Source organism: Collinsella sp. AM34-10 (assembly GCF_003469185.1).
Classification (GTDB): domain Bacteria; phylum Actinomycetota; class Coriobacteriia; order Coriobacteriales; family Coriobacteriaceae; genus Collinsella.
In genome coordinates, this window is sequence record NZ_QSIL01000001.1 from 319050 (window position 1) to 335151 (window position 16102).

General features: G+C 59.6%; 11 protein-coding genes and 3 tRNA genes. 8 read left to right on the forward strand and 6 right to left on the reverse strand.

What is annotated here, in order from left to right; translation table 11 throughout:
- The first annotated feature begins 162 nt into the window (after window positions 1–162).
- Entirely contained in the window at window positions 163–762 is a 600-nt protein-coding gene (locus DW823_RS01320; RefSeq protein ID WP_118079675.1) for an HD domain-containing protein, read from the forward strand.
- 170 nt (window positions 763–932) lie between these two features.
- Here the strand turns inward: DW823_RS01320 and DW823_RS01325 are convergent, their stop codons facing one another.
- Together DW823_RS01325 and DW823_RS01330 are read right to left on the reverse strand one after the other, a co-directional pair.
- Window positions 933–1691, reverse strand: a complete 759-nt coding sequence (locus DW823_RS01325; RefSeq protein WP_158567237.1) for a transposase — start codon at window positions 1689–1691, stop codon at window positions 933–935.
- A 355-nt stretch (window positions 1692–2046) separates the two neighbouring features.
- On the reverse strand, window positions 2047–2532 hold the full coding sequence (locus DW823_RS01330) for a CarD family transcriptional regulator (RefSeq protein WP_006235480.1): 486 nt from the start codon (window positions 2530–2532) through the stop codon (window positions 2047–2049).
- A gap of 342 nt (window positions 2533–2874) precedes the next feature.
- Here DW823_RS01330 and argS point away from each other — a divergent pair, with 342 nt between their 5' ends.
- From argS to DW823_RS01350, 4 genes are all read left to right on the forward strand, one after another.
- Entirely contained in the window at window positions 2875–4728 is a 1854-nt protein-coding gene (gene argS / locus DW823_RS01335; protein ID WP_118079679.1) for an arginine--tRNA ligase, read from the forward strand.
- Between the two features lie 912 nt (window positions 4729–5640).
- Complete coding sequence (gene rho, locus DW823_RS01340; protein ID WP_233542948.1) at window positions 5641–8184, forward strand: transcription termination factor Rho; 2544 nt, start codon at window positions 5641–5643, stop codon at window positions 8182–8184.
- A gap of 315 nt (window positions 8185–8499) precedes the next feature.
- Window positions 8500–9951: a hypothetical protein gene (locus DW823_RS01345; protein ID WP_118079681.1), complete on the forward strand. Its 1452-nt coding sequence runs from the start codon at window positions 8500–8502 to the stop codon at window positions 9949–9951.
- Window positions 9952–9958: 7 nt separating this feature from the next.
- Window positions 9959–10408: a VanZ family protein gene (locus tag DW823_RS01350; RefSeq protein ID WP_118079683.1), complete on the forward strand. Its 450-nt coding sequence runs from the start codon at window positions 9959–9961 to the stop codon at window positions 10406–10408.
- A 114-nt stretch (window positions 10409–10522) separates the two neighbouring features.
- Here DW823_RS01350 and DW823_RS01355 read toward each other — a convergent pair whose 3' ends face one another.
- The gene (locus DW823_RS01355; protein WP_118079685.1) at window positions 10523–11413 is read right to left on the reverse strand and encodes an ROK family protein; all 891 of its coding nucleotides are present in this window, start codon (window positions 11411–11413) and stop codon (window positions 10523–10525) included.
- Window positions 11414–11554: 141 nt separating this feature from the next.
- Window positions 11555–12736 (reverse strand): pyridoxal phosphate-dependent aminotransferase, encoded by a 1182-nt coding sequence (locus tag DW823_RS01360; protein WP_118079687.1) that lies wholly within the window; start codon window positions 12734–12736, stop codon window positions 11555–11557.
- A gap of 165 nt (window positions 12737–12901) precedes the next feature.
- Between DW823_RS01360 and DW823_RS01365 the strand changes: the two genes are divergently transcribed.
- The 3 genes from DW823_RS01365 to DW823_RS01375 all read left to right on the forward strand — a co-directional run bounded on the left by DW823_RS01365 (window position 12902) and on the right by DW823_RS01375 (window position 13194).
- Window positions 12902–12978, forward strand: a tRNA-His gene (locus tag DW823_RS01365).
- A 22-nt stretch (window positions 12979–13000) separates the two neighbouring features.
- A tRNA-Lys gene (locus tag DW823_RS01370) sits at window positions 13001–13076 on the forward strand.
- A gap of 42 nt (window positions 13077–13118) precedes the next feature.
- Window positions 13119–13194, forward strand: a tRNA-Lys gene (locus DW823_RS01375).
- Window positions 13195–13387: 193 nt separating this feature from the next.
- Here DW823_RS01375 and dinD read toward each other — a convergent pair.
- Both dinD and DW823_RS01385 read right to left on the reverse strand, forming a co-directional pair.
- On the reverse strand, window positions 13388–14248 hold the full coding sequence (dinD, locus tag DW823_RS01380; protein ID WP_118079689.1) for a DNA damage-inducible protein D: 861 nt from the start codon (window positions 14246–14248) through the stop codon (window positions 13388–13390).
- Window positions 14249–14409: 161 nt separating this feature from the next.
- Entirely contained in the window at window positions 14410–15936 is a 1527-nt protein-coding gene (locus DW823_RS01385; protein WP_118079691.1) for an FAD-dependent oxidoreductase, read from the reverse strand.
- Window positions 15937–16102: the final 166 nt, after the last annotated feature.

The following is a 16102-nucleotide window of genomic DNA, read 5'->3' on the forward strand; positions in this document are numbered from 1 at the left end:
AAAGGGACAGGTTTATTTTGGCAGGTTTTATCTGCGGTTTTGCCGGGCGACACGTTTGCCCGGCTTTTTTCTCCGTATACCTTTTCTGCCTTTCGGCTTGAGCTACGGCGATATACGATAATGACACCGTGTCCTAGCACCGACTCACCTGGAGGTATTGCCATGTCCCAGATGCTTTCCGCCGGAATCACCCGCGACCGTGCGTTCGAACTGCTTAACGAGCACAACAAAGACCCGTTCCACATCACCCACGGCGAGACGGTCGAGGGCACCATGCGCTACTTTGCGCGCGAGTTCGACCCCGAGAACGAGGAGTTCTGGGGGCTCGTCGGCCTGCTGCACGACCTGGATTGGGAGGAGCATGAGGACGACCCCATGAACCACACCATCTATGCGGCCGAGATCCTCGAAGGCGAAGGCGCATCGCCTGAGCTTATCCGTGCCATCCAGACGCACACGTCCGATTTCAACAGCTCGCTGCCCAAGCCCGAGCTGCAGATGGAGAAGATCCTGTTCGCTTGCGACGAACTCACCGGCCTGATCGGTGCCGCCGTCATCATGCGTCCAAGCAAGAGCGTCATGGACTTTACGACTAAGTCGCTCAAGAAAAAGTTCAAGGATAAGCGCTTTGCCGCCGGCTGCTCGCGCGACGTGATTTCGCAGGGCGCCGAGATGTTGGGCTGGGAGCTCCCCGAGCTCTTCGACCGCACCATCGCGGCCATGCAGTCCTTCGCCCCCGACCGCGATACCTTCCAGGCCTAACCTGCCAAAAAGGGACAGGTTTATTTTGGTAGGTTTTATCTGGGAAAACGCTTCCGTTGGATGTTATTCAGCGGAAGCGTTTTCTGTTTGACATGGTGACGCTGGCGAATGGCGGCGCCTCGCGGCAGACAGCTGCGCTTCGCCGTATCCGTAACTCGGCAAACGCGACGCTACGACGCGTTCTTGATAATCCATGTTCCCAGTCCGGTAAGCAGCTGAACCTGCTTAACCGTTAGCCCTTGTTTTCGAAGCGCGAGAATCGCCTCATTGCGAAGTGGCTTGGAGACGGATTTGAGTTCCGTCGGAGCACATCCTGCGACACTCTGCACGATTGCCGTGCCAAATTCGCATAGATCTTCCTCGCGAACCTTGGCTGTTGCGCTGGGGCGATAGGGAAGCGACGGCGTACTTTCCATGAGCCGAAGGTATGAGCGAGGTGTTGGGAATAAAACACCGACAACGCTGCCGGTAACATGCGGCCGTGACCTGGCACTCATTAGATACTCGCGATGGCTGCTCCAGGGATATTCGTCGTATGCCGCCAGTCCCGCTTTTTGTGGATTCAGATGAATGTATCGAATTGCCTCGAGTAAATATACTTCTGACTTAATGGGCGAATCCCAAAACCGCTCCTGAAACACGTGGCCGATATGCCCCGTCCGCGCATTGTACCTGCCCGCATACGATACTGCTACCGCGTGCATCGCGTCGCTCTTGCGGTCGTCCGGATCGTCGATGAGCAGATGAATGTGGTTTCCCATAAGGCACCAAGCGATAAGCTCGATATTGTGTTTGGGGAGGATCGCATCGAGGATCTGAAGCATGGCGATTCGGTCCTCGGCATCGTCAAACAGCAATTGCCCTCCGTTTCCACGCAACGTGATGTGGAAATAACCGGTTGGTGACTTTGAACGAGGTTTTCTCGGCATGGCCCCTCCTTTAGCTTGGATGGGCTGAAGATACCTCATTCGGAGGCTTCGGTTGTCGAGATTCAGTTCACCGACTATAGCTGCTACCTGCCGAAATGTTATTGCGTTTTCAAATTGATGCTTTTTAATGGTAATTGAGCAAGACAGGCGCGCTTGTTGTGGATGCGGCCGTTGGTTGCGTCGATCTGGACGGCCCCCGCGTGATGTCATCGCAAATGGGCTTCACGTATTCTACGGATATAGAAAAATGGCCGGGCGCTCACAAACAAAACGGAGCACCCGGCCATTTACTGATTGTTTGTTGACGTTTGGCCAGATAAAACCTGCCAAAATAAACCTGTCCCTTTTTGGCAGGTTAGTTGAGGGCGGCTTGGGCTAGGCGGGCTTCGGCGGCCTCTTCGGTGACGCCCAGGGCCACGGCGAACTCCTCGATGGAGCGGCGCTTGGCTTCCTTGAGTACGCGCATGTAGTAGGAGCTGGGCTTTTTATCTGCTTCCTCGGCCTGGCGAATACGGTGCATCATGGTTTTTGCCACGCGAACCGTCTCGGGCGCGCCCAGCTTGAGCTGCTGCTTAAAGTGCGTCTCCTCGAGCGAGCTATTGCGCTCGGTAAAGGTGTCGCACTCCAGCTCATCGTAGTGGCTCAGCAGGTGCTCTGCATCTTGCTGGGAGATAGCGGCATGCAGACGGTCGGCCTGCGCCACGGGGTACATGAGAATCGTCTGCGCATGTCCCTGTTTGGTCTCGAGCAACAACATGGGCTGCGGTGTGTCGTCCCTAAAGCCGACGACGGTGCAGACTCCCTGACCCGGATGAATGACGTGTTGACCGATTGAGAACATGCTACCTCCAACTTATACGAATTTACGTATGTTAAGAATACCACGCTGACGTGCGCAAACCATCACTTTATGCAGGAAAAGCACACAACTCCGATAGGTAAGAGTATTCGATAACAGACGCAGCTCATTCACACCTTTATGCATTTTCAACGCCTGCATAATCTGCAGGCAGACCGGCATCTTTGAGTGACTCCATACAAGCGGTAGTCATTTTTGTGCATATGCAATATCTATTAGCTTTACCCTGCGACAGTAGTTACCGCTTGTGATAGAGTGCTACAAACTCTGGCTTTTGCCCTACGAGTGATCAAGAGCTCGGGGGCTTTAACACAAGGAGGATCTATGCCCGAGAAGATTGAAGAGCTGGTACGCGCTGCGCTTGCTGCGGCCCAGGAGGCCGGCGACCTTTCCGCATTTGAACTTGACGATTGCGCTATCGAGCGACCGGCTGATACTTCTCATGGCGAGTGGACCTCCACCATGGCCCTGAAGTCCGCCAAGCTGGCTCACTGCGCCCCGCGCAAGATCGCCGAGGCCGTCGTCGCCCATATGCCCGAGGACCCCGCAATCGAGAAGGTCGAGATCGCCGGTCCTGGCTTCATCAACTTCTACCTCTCCGTCGCCGTCAAGAACGCCATCTTTGGCGAGGCCCGCGAGAAGGGTATGGACTTCGCTAAGTCCAACGTCGGTGGCGGCCTGAAGACCCAGGTCGAGTTCGTCTCCGCTAACCCCGTCGGCCCCATGCACATCGGTCATGGTCGCTGGGCCGCTCTGGGCGACTCCCTTTGTCGTGTGATGGACCACGCCGGTTACGACATCCAGCGTGAGTTCTACATCAACGACCACGGCTCTCAGATGAACACCTTCGGTAACTCCATCAGTACGCGCTATATGCAGCTTGCCGACATCATCGCCAAGCAGGGCGTGGATATCGACGAGGCTCACAAGCTTCTGATCGCCGACCGCGACGCCTTTGTTGCCGACGAGAGCGACGAGCATCCCGAGACCCATCCGTATCAGGACAACTTTGCCGAGACTCTGGGCAAGGACTCCTACGGCGGCGACTACATCATCGACGAGGCTGCCGAGTTCTGGCGCACCGACGGCGATAAGTGGGTCAACGCCGATCCGCAGGAGCGCATGGAGAGCTTCCGCGAGCGCGGCTACGTAAAGATGGTCGACAACATGCGCGACCTTTGCCACGCCGTTAACTGCGACTTTGATCGTTGGTTCTCCGAGCGCTCTCTGTACGTGAAGGACACCGAGGGCGAGACCGCCGGCACCTCCGCCGTCGACCGCGCTTTTGAGAAGCTCGACAAGATGGGCTACCTCTACACCAAGGACGGTGCCCTGTGGTTCCGCTCCACCGACCTGGGCGACGACAAGGACCGCGTCCTGATCAAGTCCGATGGCGAGTACACCTACTTCGCCTCCGACGTTGCCTATCACTGGGATAAGTTCCAGCGCGTCGACCACGTCATCGACATCTGGGGCGCCGACCACCACGGCTACATCGAGCGCGTCCGCTGCGTCTGTGACGCTCTTGGCTATCCCGGCAAGTTTGAGGTTCTGCTGGGCCAGCTCGTCAACCTGCTGCGCAACGGCAAGCCCGTCCGTATGTCCAAGCGCAAGGGCACCATGGTGACCCTGCAGGAGCTCGTCGACGAGGTCGGCTCCGACGCTGCTCGCTACACGCTCATCTCCAAGAGCTCCAACCAGATGGTCGACTTCGATATCGAGGCCGTCAAGAAGCGCGACAACTCCAACCCGGTGTACTACGTGCAGTACGCTCACGCTCGCGTGTGCTCCATCCTGCGTCGTGCCGCAGACGTTACCGCCGAGCAGGCCGCCGAGATGGGCATGAAGGCCGTCGCCGAGAAGGCTATTGGCGAGAACGTCGATTACTCGCTGCTGACCGACCCGACCGAGCTTGCCCTTTCGCGTAAGCTCAACGAGCTCACCGACCTCATCGGTAGCTGTGCTCGCGATCGCGCCCCGTTCCGCCTGACGCACTTTGCCGAGGAGCTCGCTGGCGACTTCCACAGCTTCTACGCCGCCTGCCAGGTCCTTCCGAGCGAGGGCCGTCCCGTCGACCCTGAGCTCTCGCGCGCCCGTCTGGCCGCCTGCGACGCCGTCCGTGTGACGCTCGCCCTGGTGCTTACCCTCGTTGGCGTTTCTGCCCCCGAGCAGATGTAAGCGCTGGTCGTTTGACTGCGTTGGTTTGGTTTGACTGAGCCTCGAAAGCCCGATCTCCCATGCGGAGGTCGGGCTTTTTGCGTTTAGCGAGACAATTTGGCTTGCTGGAAAATGCTACCAAATCGCAACTATACCGGTTTACTACGATGAATCGAGGGATTCCAATCACACGGGCTTTTCACCGAAAAGTGCAAGCCATCTAGCTGGGGTTTTATTATTTCGGTTTTTGGCGTGGTCGTGGTTGAGCGATTCATCGTAGTAAACAGCCATAGTTTTGAAAATGACCCTAGGGGACGGAGGAAAACGGATCATTTTTGTCCCGTGGAGGAACGGTGGGATACCTTCTGCCAAGAATCGGGGGCATCTACTACGTTTAAGTGCGTACCCCGAACCACGCCGAAAATCGCAATATTAAAACCGCAGGTAGCAGGTCTGCGACTTTCGAAAAATAGTGAGTATGGTCAGGGGTGCGGGGGCAAACGTAGTAGATGGGCGCGATTCGTGGCACATCGATCTTGGGGCCGATGCCCTTGTCCCTTAGCTGTTCCGTTTTCTCGATGCTTGAGGCTTGATCTGCCTTCTTCTTATGAGTTGCGGTGGAATGGTTCCTGCTTGAGGGGTGCCGGCCGGGATTTGGGAACTATTTCACCGCAGCTTTTGATGTGGCGATGGTGTACGCCGGAACTTTGTAAAGAGCATCCCTTTTGACTAGTCGTTTAAGAACGTCCCCGATGACTAAGTTGCAGGTGGTTGCGGTTGTGTTACACTAACGCTGCGTATATAACACAATCATCTCTATACAGATCAATGATGTCCGTCGGTATTTGACGGAGCTAGACTGTTTAGCCGCCCTGAAGGTTTATGCAGGGAGCATGTGATCACAGGGCTTGAAAAGAAAGTTGAGCAAACACTGTGTCTGATCAACAACAAGAAAACGAAATAACGACGACGCAAACGGCTCCCGCTGCACCGGTTACGTCGGACCAGGCCGTGCTTTCCGCGCCGGCGCAGGTCTCGGCTCCCGAGGCGCTTAAGGCCGCCGCGCCCACCACGCCCGTTGCTAGCGAGGAGGCTGCTCCCGCTAAGCCTAAGCGCACGCGTCGTTTGGCCAAGCCTGCTGCGGACGGCGAGGATGCCGAAAAGCCCAAGCGTCGTACGACGCGCACCACGCGCGCGAAGCGCCCCGTTGCCACCGATGCTTCGGCCCCCATTTCCGATGAGGTCGCGCAGGCCCGTGCGCTGGCGCAGATTAGCGAGGCCCAGGTTGTGCGTGCCCGCCGTCGCGCTGCCGAGCGCGAGGCCGCGGCATTGACTGAGTTCGCTGCGCCGGTCGCCCCCGAGGCTCCTGCTGCCGAACAGTCGGCCGAGAAGCCGGCACCGCGCACGCGTCGCCGTGCGGCAGCCAAGACGCAGCAGCCCGTCGAGCAGCTGACTCCTGAGGTCGCTGAAGCTCCGGCTCGTTCTGCGGCAGGGGAGGGCGCTTCCTCCGCTGAGCCCGTCGTGCACGCTGGGGTCAACGAGGTTCCCGTCGTTGATCCGGCTCTGCGCCCGCATCGTCGCGGCCGCAAGCCCAAGGCGTATGTTGAGGCCGAGAAAGCCGCTGCCGCAGCAGCTGCTGCCCAGGGCGCAGCGGTGACGGCCGAGCCTACGGCCACGGTTGATGCCCCGGTCCAGGACGCTCCGTCCACCGAGGCTCCCGCATCTGCCGATGCCGAGCCCGCCGATGTCCGTCCCGGCCGCAGCCGTCGCACCGCGGCAAAGCGCTCGACGAAGGCGAAGGTCAAGGCTGAGGCCAAGCCCGTCGACGACAAGTCCTCCCAGGCAAACGCCGATGCCGCTTCCGAGGCCGAGAACGTCGACCAGCCGGCAACTGAGAAGCCCAAGCGCACGCGCAAGAAGTCCGCGAGGGCCAAGGGTGCCGAGCAGCAGGGCGACGCCGAACCCAGCAACCATGCCAACGCCGACGCCAAGGCAGAGGGCGAGGCTCCGTCCGGCACCGATGCAACCGCAGCCGCGGCTGCCGAAGGCACCGAGACCGAAGAGGGCGCCCGCCCCAGCCGCCGTCAGCACAAGCGCAACGACGAGCGCAACGACCGCAAGGACGATCGCAACAACGACCGCCGCAGCCGTCAGCGCGACCGCAAACAGCGCAACAAGGAGCGCAACGCCGCCCCCACCGAGCCCACGCTTTCGCGCGAGGAGCTTGCGGCCATGAAGGTAGCCGAGCTGCGCGAGAAGGCAAAAGAGTTCGAGATCGAGACGACCGGCAAGAAGAAGGCCGAGCTTGTCGAGGAGATCTACACGACCGCCGCGAAGGCCGAGGGCTTCCGTGATATTAAGGGCATCCTGCAGATTCGCCCGGACAACTCCGGCATCATCCATGCCCACGGTTACATGAAGTCCAATGAAGACGCCTTCGTCCCCGCTTACCTCATCCGCTCCGCACGCCTGCGCACGGGTGATGTCATCGAGGGTTCGCTGCGCCCCTCGCGCGGCGGCGACAAGCGAGCCGGCCTCGCCAAGATCACGACCGTTAACGGCATGGATCCCGAGCAGATCCGCAACCGCCCCAAGTTCGGCGACCTTACCCCGGTCTATCCCAACGAGCCGCTGCGTATGGAGCACGGCAAGGACTCCATTACCGGTCGCGCTATCGATATCGTGTCACCGATCGGCAAGGGCCAGCGTGGCCTGATCGTGTCGCCGCCCAAGGCCGGCAAGACAACGATCCTTAAGAAGATCTGCCAGTCCATCTCGATCAACAACCCCGAGGTGCACCTCATCTGCCTACTCGTCGACGAGCGCCCCGAAGAGGTCACCGATATGCAGCGCTCCATCAAGGGCGAGGTCGTGGCCTCGACCTTCGATATGCCTGCCGAGAACCACACCCGCGTGGCCGAGCTCGTCATCGAACGCGCCAAGCGCATTGTGGAGCTGGGCGGCGATGTCGTGGTGGTGCTCGACTCCATCACGCGTCTTGCCCGCGCCTACAACCTGGCGGCACCCGCCTCGGGTCGTATCCTTTCGGGCGGCGTCGATTCGGCAGCTCTCTATCCGCCCAAGCGTTTCCTGGGTGCAGCCCGCAATATCGAAAACGGCGGCTCGCTCACCATCCTCGCCTCCGCCCTTATCGACACCGGCTCCAAGATGGATGAGGTCATCTTTGAGGAGTTCAAGGGCACCGGCAACATGGAACTCAAGCTCGACCGCGACCTCGCCGACCGTCGCATCTTCCCGGCCATCGACCCCGTTGCCTCCGGTACGCGCAACGAGGACCTGCTGGTCGACGAGCAGATGCGCCCGTTTGTCTTCGGCCTGCGTCGCATTCTCGCCGGCATGAACAACACCGAGCGCGCGGCGGCGTCGTTTATTAAGGGTCTTAAGGGCACCAACACCAACCAGGAGTTCCTGGTGCGTTCGGCCAAAAAGCACAGCGACTACGAGCAGACGTTTTAGACCAAAAGCCGCACGCTATATCGCCATAAGAACGGGCAATCGGGCCGGGGTTTATGCCCCGGCCCTTTCTTTACGGCGCCACTCGGCAACATTTTCTGACCTTATGACCGACAAGCAGCAGTTTTCGAGCCATAATCCGACCTCATCGCTTGCAATCGGAGGGTCGGTTTCGCATAATAGCTTTTAAGCTTCGCGACGGAAAACGCAGATGAAACGAACTATATACCGTTGCTTTGGGACGCATGTCCCGCTTCATCTTCTCTCGCGCAGCCAACTAAATGATGCGATTTGGGTGCTGGAAGATGGGGAGAGCTCATGGCTTCTTCTGATGCAACACAACGAGCAGTCCTTGCCGGACTTTCCTGCGGGATCGGCCTTGCCGCCCCCGTGGTGATGTATGCCGCGACGCTGCCGTTCTCGTCGGTCAACGAGACGGTTGTCGCGGGCGCTGTTCCCTTTGCCGTTGGTGCGGTGGCGGGCGTGGGCATCTACGCAGCCTCGCTGGGCATCTCCGAGTATCGCGCCGAGCACGATGGCCGCCTGTTTGAGCCCGATGCCGTGGGCGGCGCCGCTCAGTTTGGCCGGACCCACAGCGAGTTCAAGACCGCCTCGATTCCCGCGCAGCAGCAGGGGGCGATGCCTCAGCCTGCGGCTCCGGCCGATCAGGCCAATGCCGCACAGCCTTCTTCCGCATTTCTCTCCGGCCTGACCGGTGCGTTCCAGCGCCGTCACGCCGACGATGGCGTTCCCACCATCGCGCGCGCGGCTAACGCCATGGATGAGGCCGAGGCCTGGTCTATGATCGACAGCATGCTCGATGACGATTCCCCGGTCAGCTGCGATCCCGTGCGTTCGCGCGATGTCTACCAGGTCGCAATCGATGAGCTCACCAACGGTGGAAAGACCGGTTCTTACAATCGCGATGACATTGCCGCTGCCGCACGCGCCGTCTCGGGCTCTCACGCCGCCCCTGCGGGTAGTACCGCAGCCTTCGTGGCGCTTGTGGCCAACGCCGCCAACAATGCCGCCTATAGCGGCGCGTCGTCGGCTGCGTACGCCTCTGCCGCGTCGGCTGCTTCGGCCGGCCAACAGAGCGCAGCTCAGGCGGCTCCTGTCGCCGACCCCCTTGCCGATGAGCCCCTGGCTGTCGACGAGGAGACCATTGCCGCTCGCCGAGCTGCCGAAAGCTCGCTTTGGGGCGCTTCGGCCCAAATGCAGGCCGCGGAGGCGGCGCCGTACAACGCCAAGCTCGCCAGCATGCCCATCATTTCCGATGCCAAGGGTGTGGATCTCTCCGATCTGGACGAGCCTGCTGCCATCACTGCGTCTATCGACGCCCAGGATCGCGTGGATACCGACAGTCTCCCCGATGCCTCTCTTGAGGAAGATGTCCCCATGGCCGATTATTCGGGCCACGAGGACATGTGGGCCGCCGCCATGGCGATCATGGCCGAGGCTGCCGAGCCCGCCCCTGTGGCGGTGCCCACGCCTGCAGCCTCACCTGTCTCGGTTGCTCCCGTCTATGTCGGCCGCCACAGCTCCGTGCTTCCCGAGGATACCGCGCGTATCTCGCGCGAGGGTATCGAGCGCGCCGAGGCTATCGCTGCCGGCGTTATGGAAAACCGTCGCCATGAGCGCGTCAATCAGATTCTCGAGGAAGAGATCAACCGTCTACAGTCTGCGGCCGTCAAGCGCACGGGCCGTGCCTATCTGAGCGTTATCGAGGGCGGTACCGCCAGCTTTACACCGCTGCGCGCGGAGGCATAATTGCCTCATGGTTAAGCTCGATCGAAAATGGGCGCTTGCCGCCTGCGCCATGGTGCTCGTCATTTGGGGCAATTCGCTGGTTCCCGGTACGGGGTCTGGTTCGTTGAGCCTGTCGATCATGGAATCCATTCGCGGCTTTTTGCAGGCCCTGGGGCTTCCATACGAGTGGGTGACCAACTTCGTCGTGCGCAAGTGCGCTCATTTTACCGAGTACATGGTGCTTGGCATCTTGGCGACGCACGCCTTTGACCTCGAAGGCCGGCGCACGTTTGATGTGTTGCTGCCCACGGCGGTGTTCTTGCTGCTTGTTCCCTCTATCGACGAGACGATCCAGCTTTTTGTGCCCGGTCGCGCCGGCATGATTACCGATGTGATGATCGACTGCTGCGGGGCGACGACAGGCGTCGTGCTCCGATATCTCTTACGGTCGCTGATTTACACCAAAAAGGCCGCCTAGGACGTTTTGCTTGGTCCTAGGCGGCTTTGTTCGTTTGAGGGCCTCTGCGGGGCGTGACGGTTTTGTCCGGGCGTTTTGCGAGCTTGGCTACGCCGTGCGCCGTTGATGCACCCTTTACTGGAGCGCCTGGGCGCCCAGGGCCAGGCAGCCCATGATGCCCTGCTTGCCCTCGAGGCTGTTGTTGACAATGTAGGTATCGATGTCGTTGACCTCGGGCGTGACGATATAGCCGTTGAGCATCTCGGCGCACTTTTTGCGGGCGAGCGGCACGATGGGGGTGTGGTCGGCCACGCCGCCGCCGATGATAATCTTTTGCGGTGCGTAGCACAGCGTGTAGGTCATGAGCGCCTGTGCCAGATAGCCTGCGAGCAGGTCCATGGCCTCCGGGTCATCGGCCATGTCTCCGGCGCTCTTGCCATCCCAACGCTTTTTAACGCCGGGACCGGCGATGAGGCCCTCGAGGCAGTTGTCGTGGAAGGGGCAGGCGCTGTGCTCGCCAATGGTGTCGCGCGGGTCGCGCGTGACCAGGATGTGGCCTGCCTCGGGATGCATCATGCCGTGCACGAGCTGGCCGCCCGAGAGCACGCCGGCGCCCACACCGGTGCCGATGGTCAGGTAGACCACGTCTGTGAGGCCCTGGGCGCAACCAAAGGTGACCTCGCCCAGGCAGGCAACGTTGACGTCGGTGTCGTAGCCGCAGGGAATATTGAGCTCGTTTTGGATGGTGCCCAGCAGGTCGAAGTAGCGCCATGCCGTTTTGGGCGTCTCCAGGATCTTGCCGTATTGGGGCGAGGCGGGGTTGACCGCGGTGGGGCCAAAGGCGCCGATGCCCAGCGCGGCGATGCCCTTGTCGGCAAACCATGCATTGACGGCCTCAACGGTCTCCTGCGGGGTCGTGGTCGCGATCTGCTCGCGCTCCAGGACCGTACCGTCTGCATAGCCCGTGGCGCAGACCATCTTGGTGCCGCCGGCCTCGAGCGCTCCGATAAGCTGCTGTTCTGCCATAGTATTCCTCTCACTGGGACGAGTTGCTCCGTGACTAAAGTATAGGGCTCTAAACCATGTAAGAAAGCGCTATAAAAAGAAGCCTCGCAACGCGGCGGGCGGTGCGAGGCTTCTTTGGTTGCTTTAGTTGCTGGGCCGTCCTTACCCGCGCGGCTTGATTTTATCACGTAACGACTTGAGGTTCTCCAGCGCTGCGTTGAGCGTCTCGTCTCGCTTGGCAAAGTGGAAACGAATCAGATGGTTGACGGGCTCGCGGAAGAAGCTCGAGCCGGGCACGGCGCCCACGCCCACCTTAGACGCGAGATCCTCGCAGAATTCGAGGTCGCTGTCATAGCCAAACTCAGAGATGTCCATCATGACGTAGTAGGCGCCCTGCGGCACGTTATGCACAAGACCGATGCTATCGAGCCCCTGGCAGAACAGGTCGCGCTTGGCGGCGTAGAGGTCGAGGACCTCCTGGTAATAGCTGTCGTCGAAGTTGAGGGCGGTGACAACGGCTTCCTGCAGGGGAGCGGCGGCACCCACGGTGAGAAAGTCGTGGACCTTCTTGATACGCTCGGTGATCTGGGCCGGGGCGATGGTGTAGCCCAGGCGCCAACCGGTGATGGAGTACGTCTTAGACAGCGAGCTGCAGCTGATGGTTCGCTCGAACATGCCGGGTAGCGTGGCCATATAGACGTGCTCGTGGGGCGCGTAGACGATGTGCTCGTATACCTCGTCGGTAATGCAGTAGGCGTCGTACTTTTTGCACAGGTCGGCGATGAAGGTGAGCTCCTCGCGCGTAAAGACCTTGCCGCAGGGGTTGGACGGGTTGCACAGGACGATGGCTTTGGGGTCGTTGTCGCGGAAGGCGGCCTCGAGCGTCTCGCGGTCAAAGTCGAATGTGGGCGGGTTGAGCGGCACGTAGATGGGCTCGGCACCCGAAAGGATCGTGTCGGCGCCGTAGTTCTCGTAGAACGGCGAGAAGATGACGACCTTGTCGCCGGGGTTCGTGACCGTCATCATGGCGGCCATCATGGCCTCGGTGGAGCCGCAAGTGACCACGATATTCTGGTTGGGGTCGACCGGCATGCCCATAAAGTGCTCCTGCTTGGCGGCAAGCGCCTCACGCATGGCCTGGGAGCCCCAGGTGATGGAGTACTGGTGGTAGAGCGGCTTGGGGTCGGTGGCGATGGAGCTCAGGCTATTGAGCAGCTGCGTCGGGGGATCGAAGTCGGGGAAGCCCTGCGAGAGGTTGACGGCGCCGTACTTATTGGAGATGCGTGTCATGCGGCGGATGACCGAATCGGTAAACTTTGCCGTGCGATTGGAGAGTTCTTTCATGCTTGTCCTTTCGAACATCTGGGTGGGGCAAGTTTACTCCTATGAAAAGGGTGGGAATTGCTCGAAACGCACTCGAAAAACTCTTTTCAAAATTCTTGAAAATTGGGGCTTGCATCGCATGGCGTTCCTTGCAATAATAGTCGAGCGCGAAGCGCACAGGACACGGTGGGTGTAGCTCAGTTGGCTAGAGCGACGGGTTGTGGTCCCGTAGGTCGAGGGTTCGAGTCCCTTTACCCACCCCAGTTCTTGCTTCGTGTTGATATCGGGTCGTTAGCTCAGTTGGTAGAGCAGGGGACTCTTAATCCCAAGGTCCAGGGTTCGACCCCCTGACGGCCCACCACACGATATCTCCTCTAAAGTCCGGACAACGGACTTTAGCTTTGGGTCGTTAGCTCAGTTGGTAGAGCAGGGGACTCTTAATCCCAAGGTCCAGGGTTCGACCCCCTGACGGCCCACCAAAGCATGTAAGACGGTCAACGAAAGTTGGCCGTCTTTTTTGTTGACCTCACATGGGGTCGAACCCGAAAGGGCGCGGAGCTTAGAAAACGCGTAAGCGTTTGCCAGCGCAGCGCGCAAGGCGCCTTGGCGCCGCAGCGGCCGCCTGCGCAACAAGCTGACCCCCTGACGGCCCACCAAAGTAACCCGGAATATTTACAAATCGAGTCTACCCTGTGGATCGGCAAAGCCGTCAGTACCCTCCTTGAGTTTCTTCTCGTCTGCCTTCACGCGACGCTCGAGCTTCTTTGTGTCCTCGGCAGGTGGTAGATTTTCGGGGACAATTCCGCGGTCGATGAGGCTGCCACGCACGCTTGTGTTGTTCTCGACGTGCTCTTGCTTGATCTGGTCCAGACCGTACAGGTCGTGTTCCTCTGCGTTGAAAGCAGTCATCGAGTTCGTAAGGTCCTTTGCTTTGATGAGGACATCGGCTAACCTGTCCGCCAATGCCGCGCTCTTGGGTACGCCGAGCTGCTGCTTCATTTCCGCCGTGCTTCTGCCGCCGAATAACGCTTCATCGCCCTTCGACTTGATGATCGCGAATCCTTTGGAGTCCACGCCGCGTTTGAACGCAATACCCGAGAGCTGTTTCTCTGAATCGGATAGCGAGTGGCGCGCCTGCAATCGCTGAATCTCTGCGAAGCGCTGCTCTATGAGCTCTTGGCGGCGCGTCTGCACGGCAAAGTATGCCTGGGCGAGTGCGATCTCTGGCTTGTTTGAATCTCCGTTCTGGGCGATTAAATAGCATGCATAGCGCGTAAGTTTGTAGTCTTTAACCGCGCGAGCGGCGACACCGGCAGTTACCATTTTCGTGGTGTCACGAAAATGGGAATCAACTGGAGTTTTGTTTGTTTCGCACGAGACTTTTGCCCTCTTAACAACTTCGGCGAAGTTCTCCCATCGAGTGTATCCCATGGGTTCCATTAAATCGCGTGCGAGCCAATACTCAACCCCGTCTTCCACATTGGCGTAGCTATCAAGTTCGACACGCCACTTCTCGATATCTCTACTATCCATATCTCCTCCTCGCTGGCCTATTGTCCATGCGGGCTTTGCCCGCTCTGTATTCAGAATAAGGATACGCTGTCGTGCGGACACGAATGGGCCCCGTGTCACTTCGAGCTCACGGGACCCATGGATATCGATTAGTTGTGTTCTGCGTTAGATAGGCGTCCAGTTTAATTCGCTCGATAGTGCGAACCGAGGCTTTCAGTCCGTTTGCGCATGGCTTTGACCATCTCCGCAGCCAGCTGAATCTGCGACTTTAGGCGGGCGAGGGCAGCGATTTCGCTGTCATTGGCGTGCGGCTTATGCAGCGACGTCGCCTCGTCTTGTAGGCTTTCAAGCTCTTGAAGCGCCTCGGATAGGCCTGGTTCGGTCCTGTTGATCATGCAGTAGGTGCTCATTGTGTGTTTGAGGCAGCGGGTTAGGCGCTCGGCGACTGCTGTAGCGATGCCATGCTCGGGGAGGGCGACATCCACCGGTGCGTCAGCCTCGGGAGCGTCCAGTGCTGCTCGAGCCGCCGATGCGCCCGCGATACGCCCGAATACGATGCCATTGGCGCTCGACAGGCCTCCGATGCGGTCAGCGCCGTGCATGCCGCCTGTTGCCTCGCCGCAGGCGTAGAGGCCCTCAACGCCCGTGTACGCGGTCTTGTCGATCTTGATGCCGCCGTTGGCGGCGTGGGCATACATCGCCACGCGCATCTCGTCGCTCGGCGCGATACCGTGCTCGTCTTGCAGCCAGGTGGCAAAGGTCTGCACGAACTCGGGAACATCCTCGCGAGGGAAGTCGTAGTGGAGCGCCAGACCTTCGACACCCGCTTGATCGATGGCAAGATCGATGGCGCGAGAAGCCAAGCGCGAAGTGAAGGGGCCATATCCTGAGCGTTGCTCAAGCAGATCGTCTAACTCTTCGTCGGCAATGTCGACCGGTTGGTCGAACTTGACATAGCGCCAGGTCTTTTCGTTAAAGACAAGGTTGCGCTTAGGCTCAATGAAGCCGGGCATCATCTGCATGAACTCTATATTAGTAAGGGACGCACCGTGCGACCGCGCGATGGCTTGTGATGAGCTGAGCACGTCGGCGGAAGTGAGGCTGCGCTCGAATAGACCGCCGGTACCGCCGGCGGCGATGATAGTGGCCTTGGCTGTAAAGGTCACAATGCGCTCGTCCGTTTGGTTGAAGAGCACGGCGCCGACAATTTTTCCGTTCGTATCCTCAACAAGATCGATAAGCTCGTGGCGGGGGAGCAGGCGTATGCCGAGCGAGTCGATCTGGGCCGTACACGCGTCTTCGAGGGGTTTGCGGGTGAGGCCGCGCCACATTCTCGTCTTGTGGTCGAAGCAGGGGATAAATTGCTTTTGCTGGGCGCTTTCGGCGCTTTGCGGACGCTGGAGTTCTACGCCCAGATCCTGTTCGAGCCAGTCAATCGCTTGGGGAATGCCGTGGACGAACGTCTGGACGAGTTCGGGGTCGGCAACGCCGCCACCGACGGTTTGGATGGTGTCGATAAGGTCTTGTTCGTCGTCTTTGTCGACGGGACCAATAAGCCCGAGGCCCCAGGTGCCCGGGAAGAAGCTCGATCCGCTCATGGTCTTGCCGGCGCATGCGATGGCAACGGTCGCGCCCGCGCGTGCTGCTTCTATGGCGGCGCAAAGGCCCGCGATGCCAGATCCAATTACCAGTACATCAGTTGATTCCATAGGATTCCTTTCTCGTTCGCGCATTGTCGCATGGGTGATCGGCAAAGGCATCGCAAAGATGGGATAAATCGGCAAAGGGCAAATATGGCACGTGGACGTTGAAGCCACTTGGCGGCTCCTTCTCCTCACACTTCATGTTCCATCAGAACTGATATATCGGCTCTCG

Excerpts from the sequence above, each read along its gene's own strand:
- dinD (WP_118079689.1), bottom strand. The coding sequence starts at position 14,248 with ATGGATAGTAGAGATATCGAGAAGTGGCGTGTCGAACTTGATAGCTAC.
- DW823_RS01355 (WP_118079685.1), bottom strand. The coding sequence starts at position 11,413 with ATGGCAGAACAGCAGCTTATCGGAGCGCTCGAGGCCGGCGGCACCAAG.
- DW823_RS01345 (WP_118079681.1), top strand. The coding sequence starts at position 8,500 with ATGGCTTCTTCTGATGCAACACAACGAGCAGTCCTTGCCGGACTTTCC.
- DW823_RS01330 (WP_006235480.1), bottom strand. The coding sequence starts at position 2,532 with ATGTTCTCAATCGGTCAACACGTCATTCATCCGGGTCAGGGAGTCTGC.
- DW823_RS01385 (WP_118079691.1), bottom strand. The coding sequence starts at position 15,936 with ATGGAATCAACTGATGTACTGGTAATTGGATCTGGCATCGCGGGCCTT.
- DW823_RS01320 (WP_118079675.1), top strand. The coding sequence starts at position 163 with ATGTCCCAGATGCTTTCCGCCGGAATCACCCGCGACCGTGCGTTCGAA.
- argS (WP_118079679.1), top strand. The coding sequence starts at position 2,875 with ATGCCCGAGAAGATTGAAGAGCTGGTACGCGCTGCGCTTGCTGCGGCC.
- DW823_RS01350 (WP_118079683.1), top strand. The coding sequence starts at position 9,959 with ATGGTTAAGCTCGATCGAAAATGGGCGCTTGCCGCCTGCGCCATGGTG.
- DW823_RS01325 (WP_158567237.1), bottom strand. The coding sequence starts at position 1,691 with ATGCCGAGAAAACCTCGTTCAAAGTCACCAACCGGTTATTTCCACATC.
- DW823_RS01360 (WP_118079687.1), bottom strand. The coding sequence starts at position 12,736 with ATGAAAGAACTCTCCAATCGCACGGCAAAGTTTACCGATTCGGTCATC.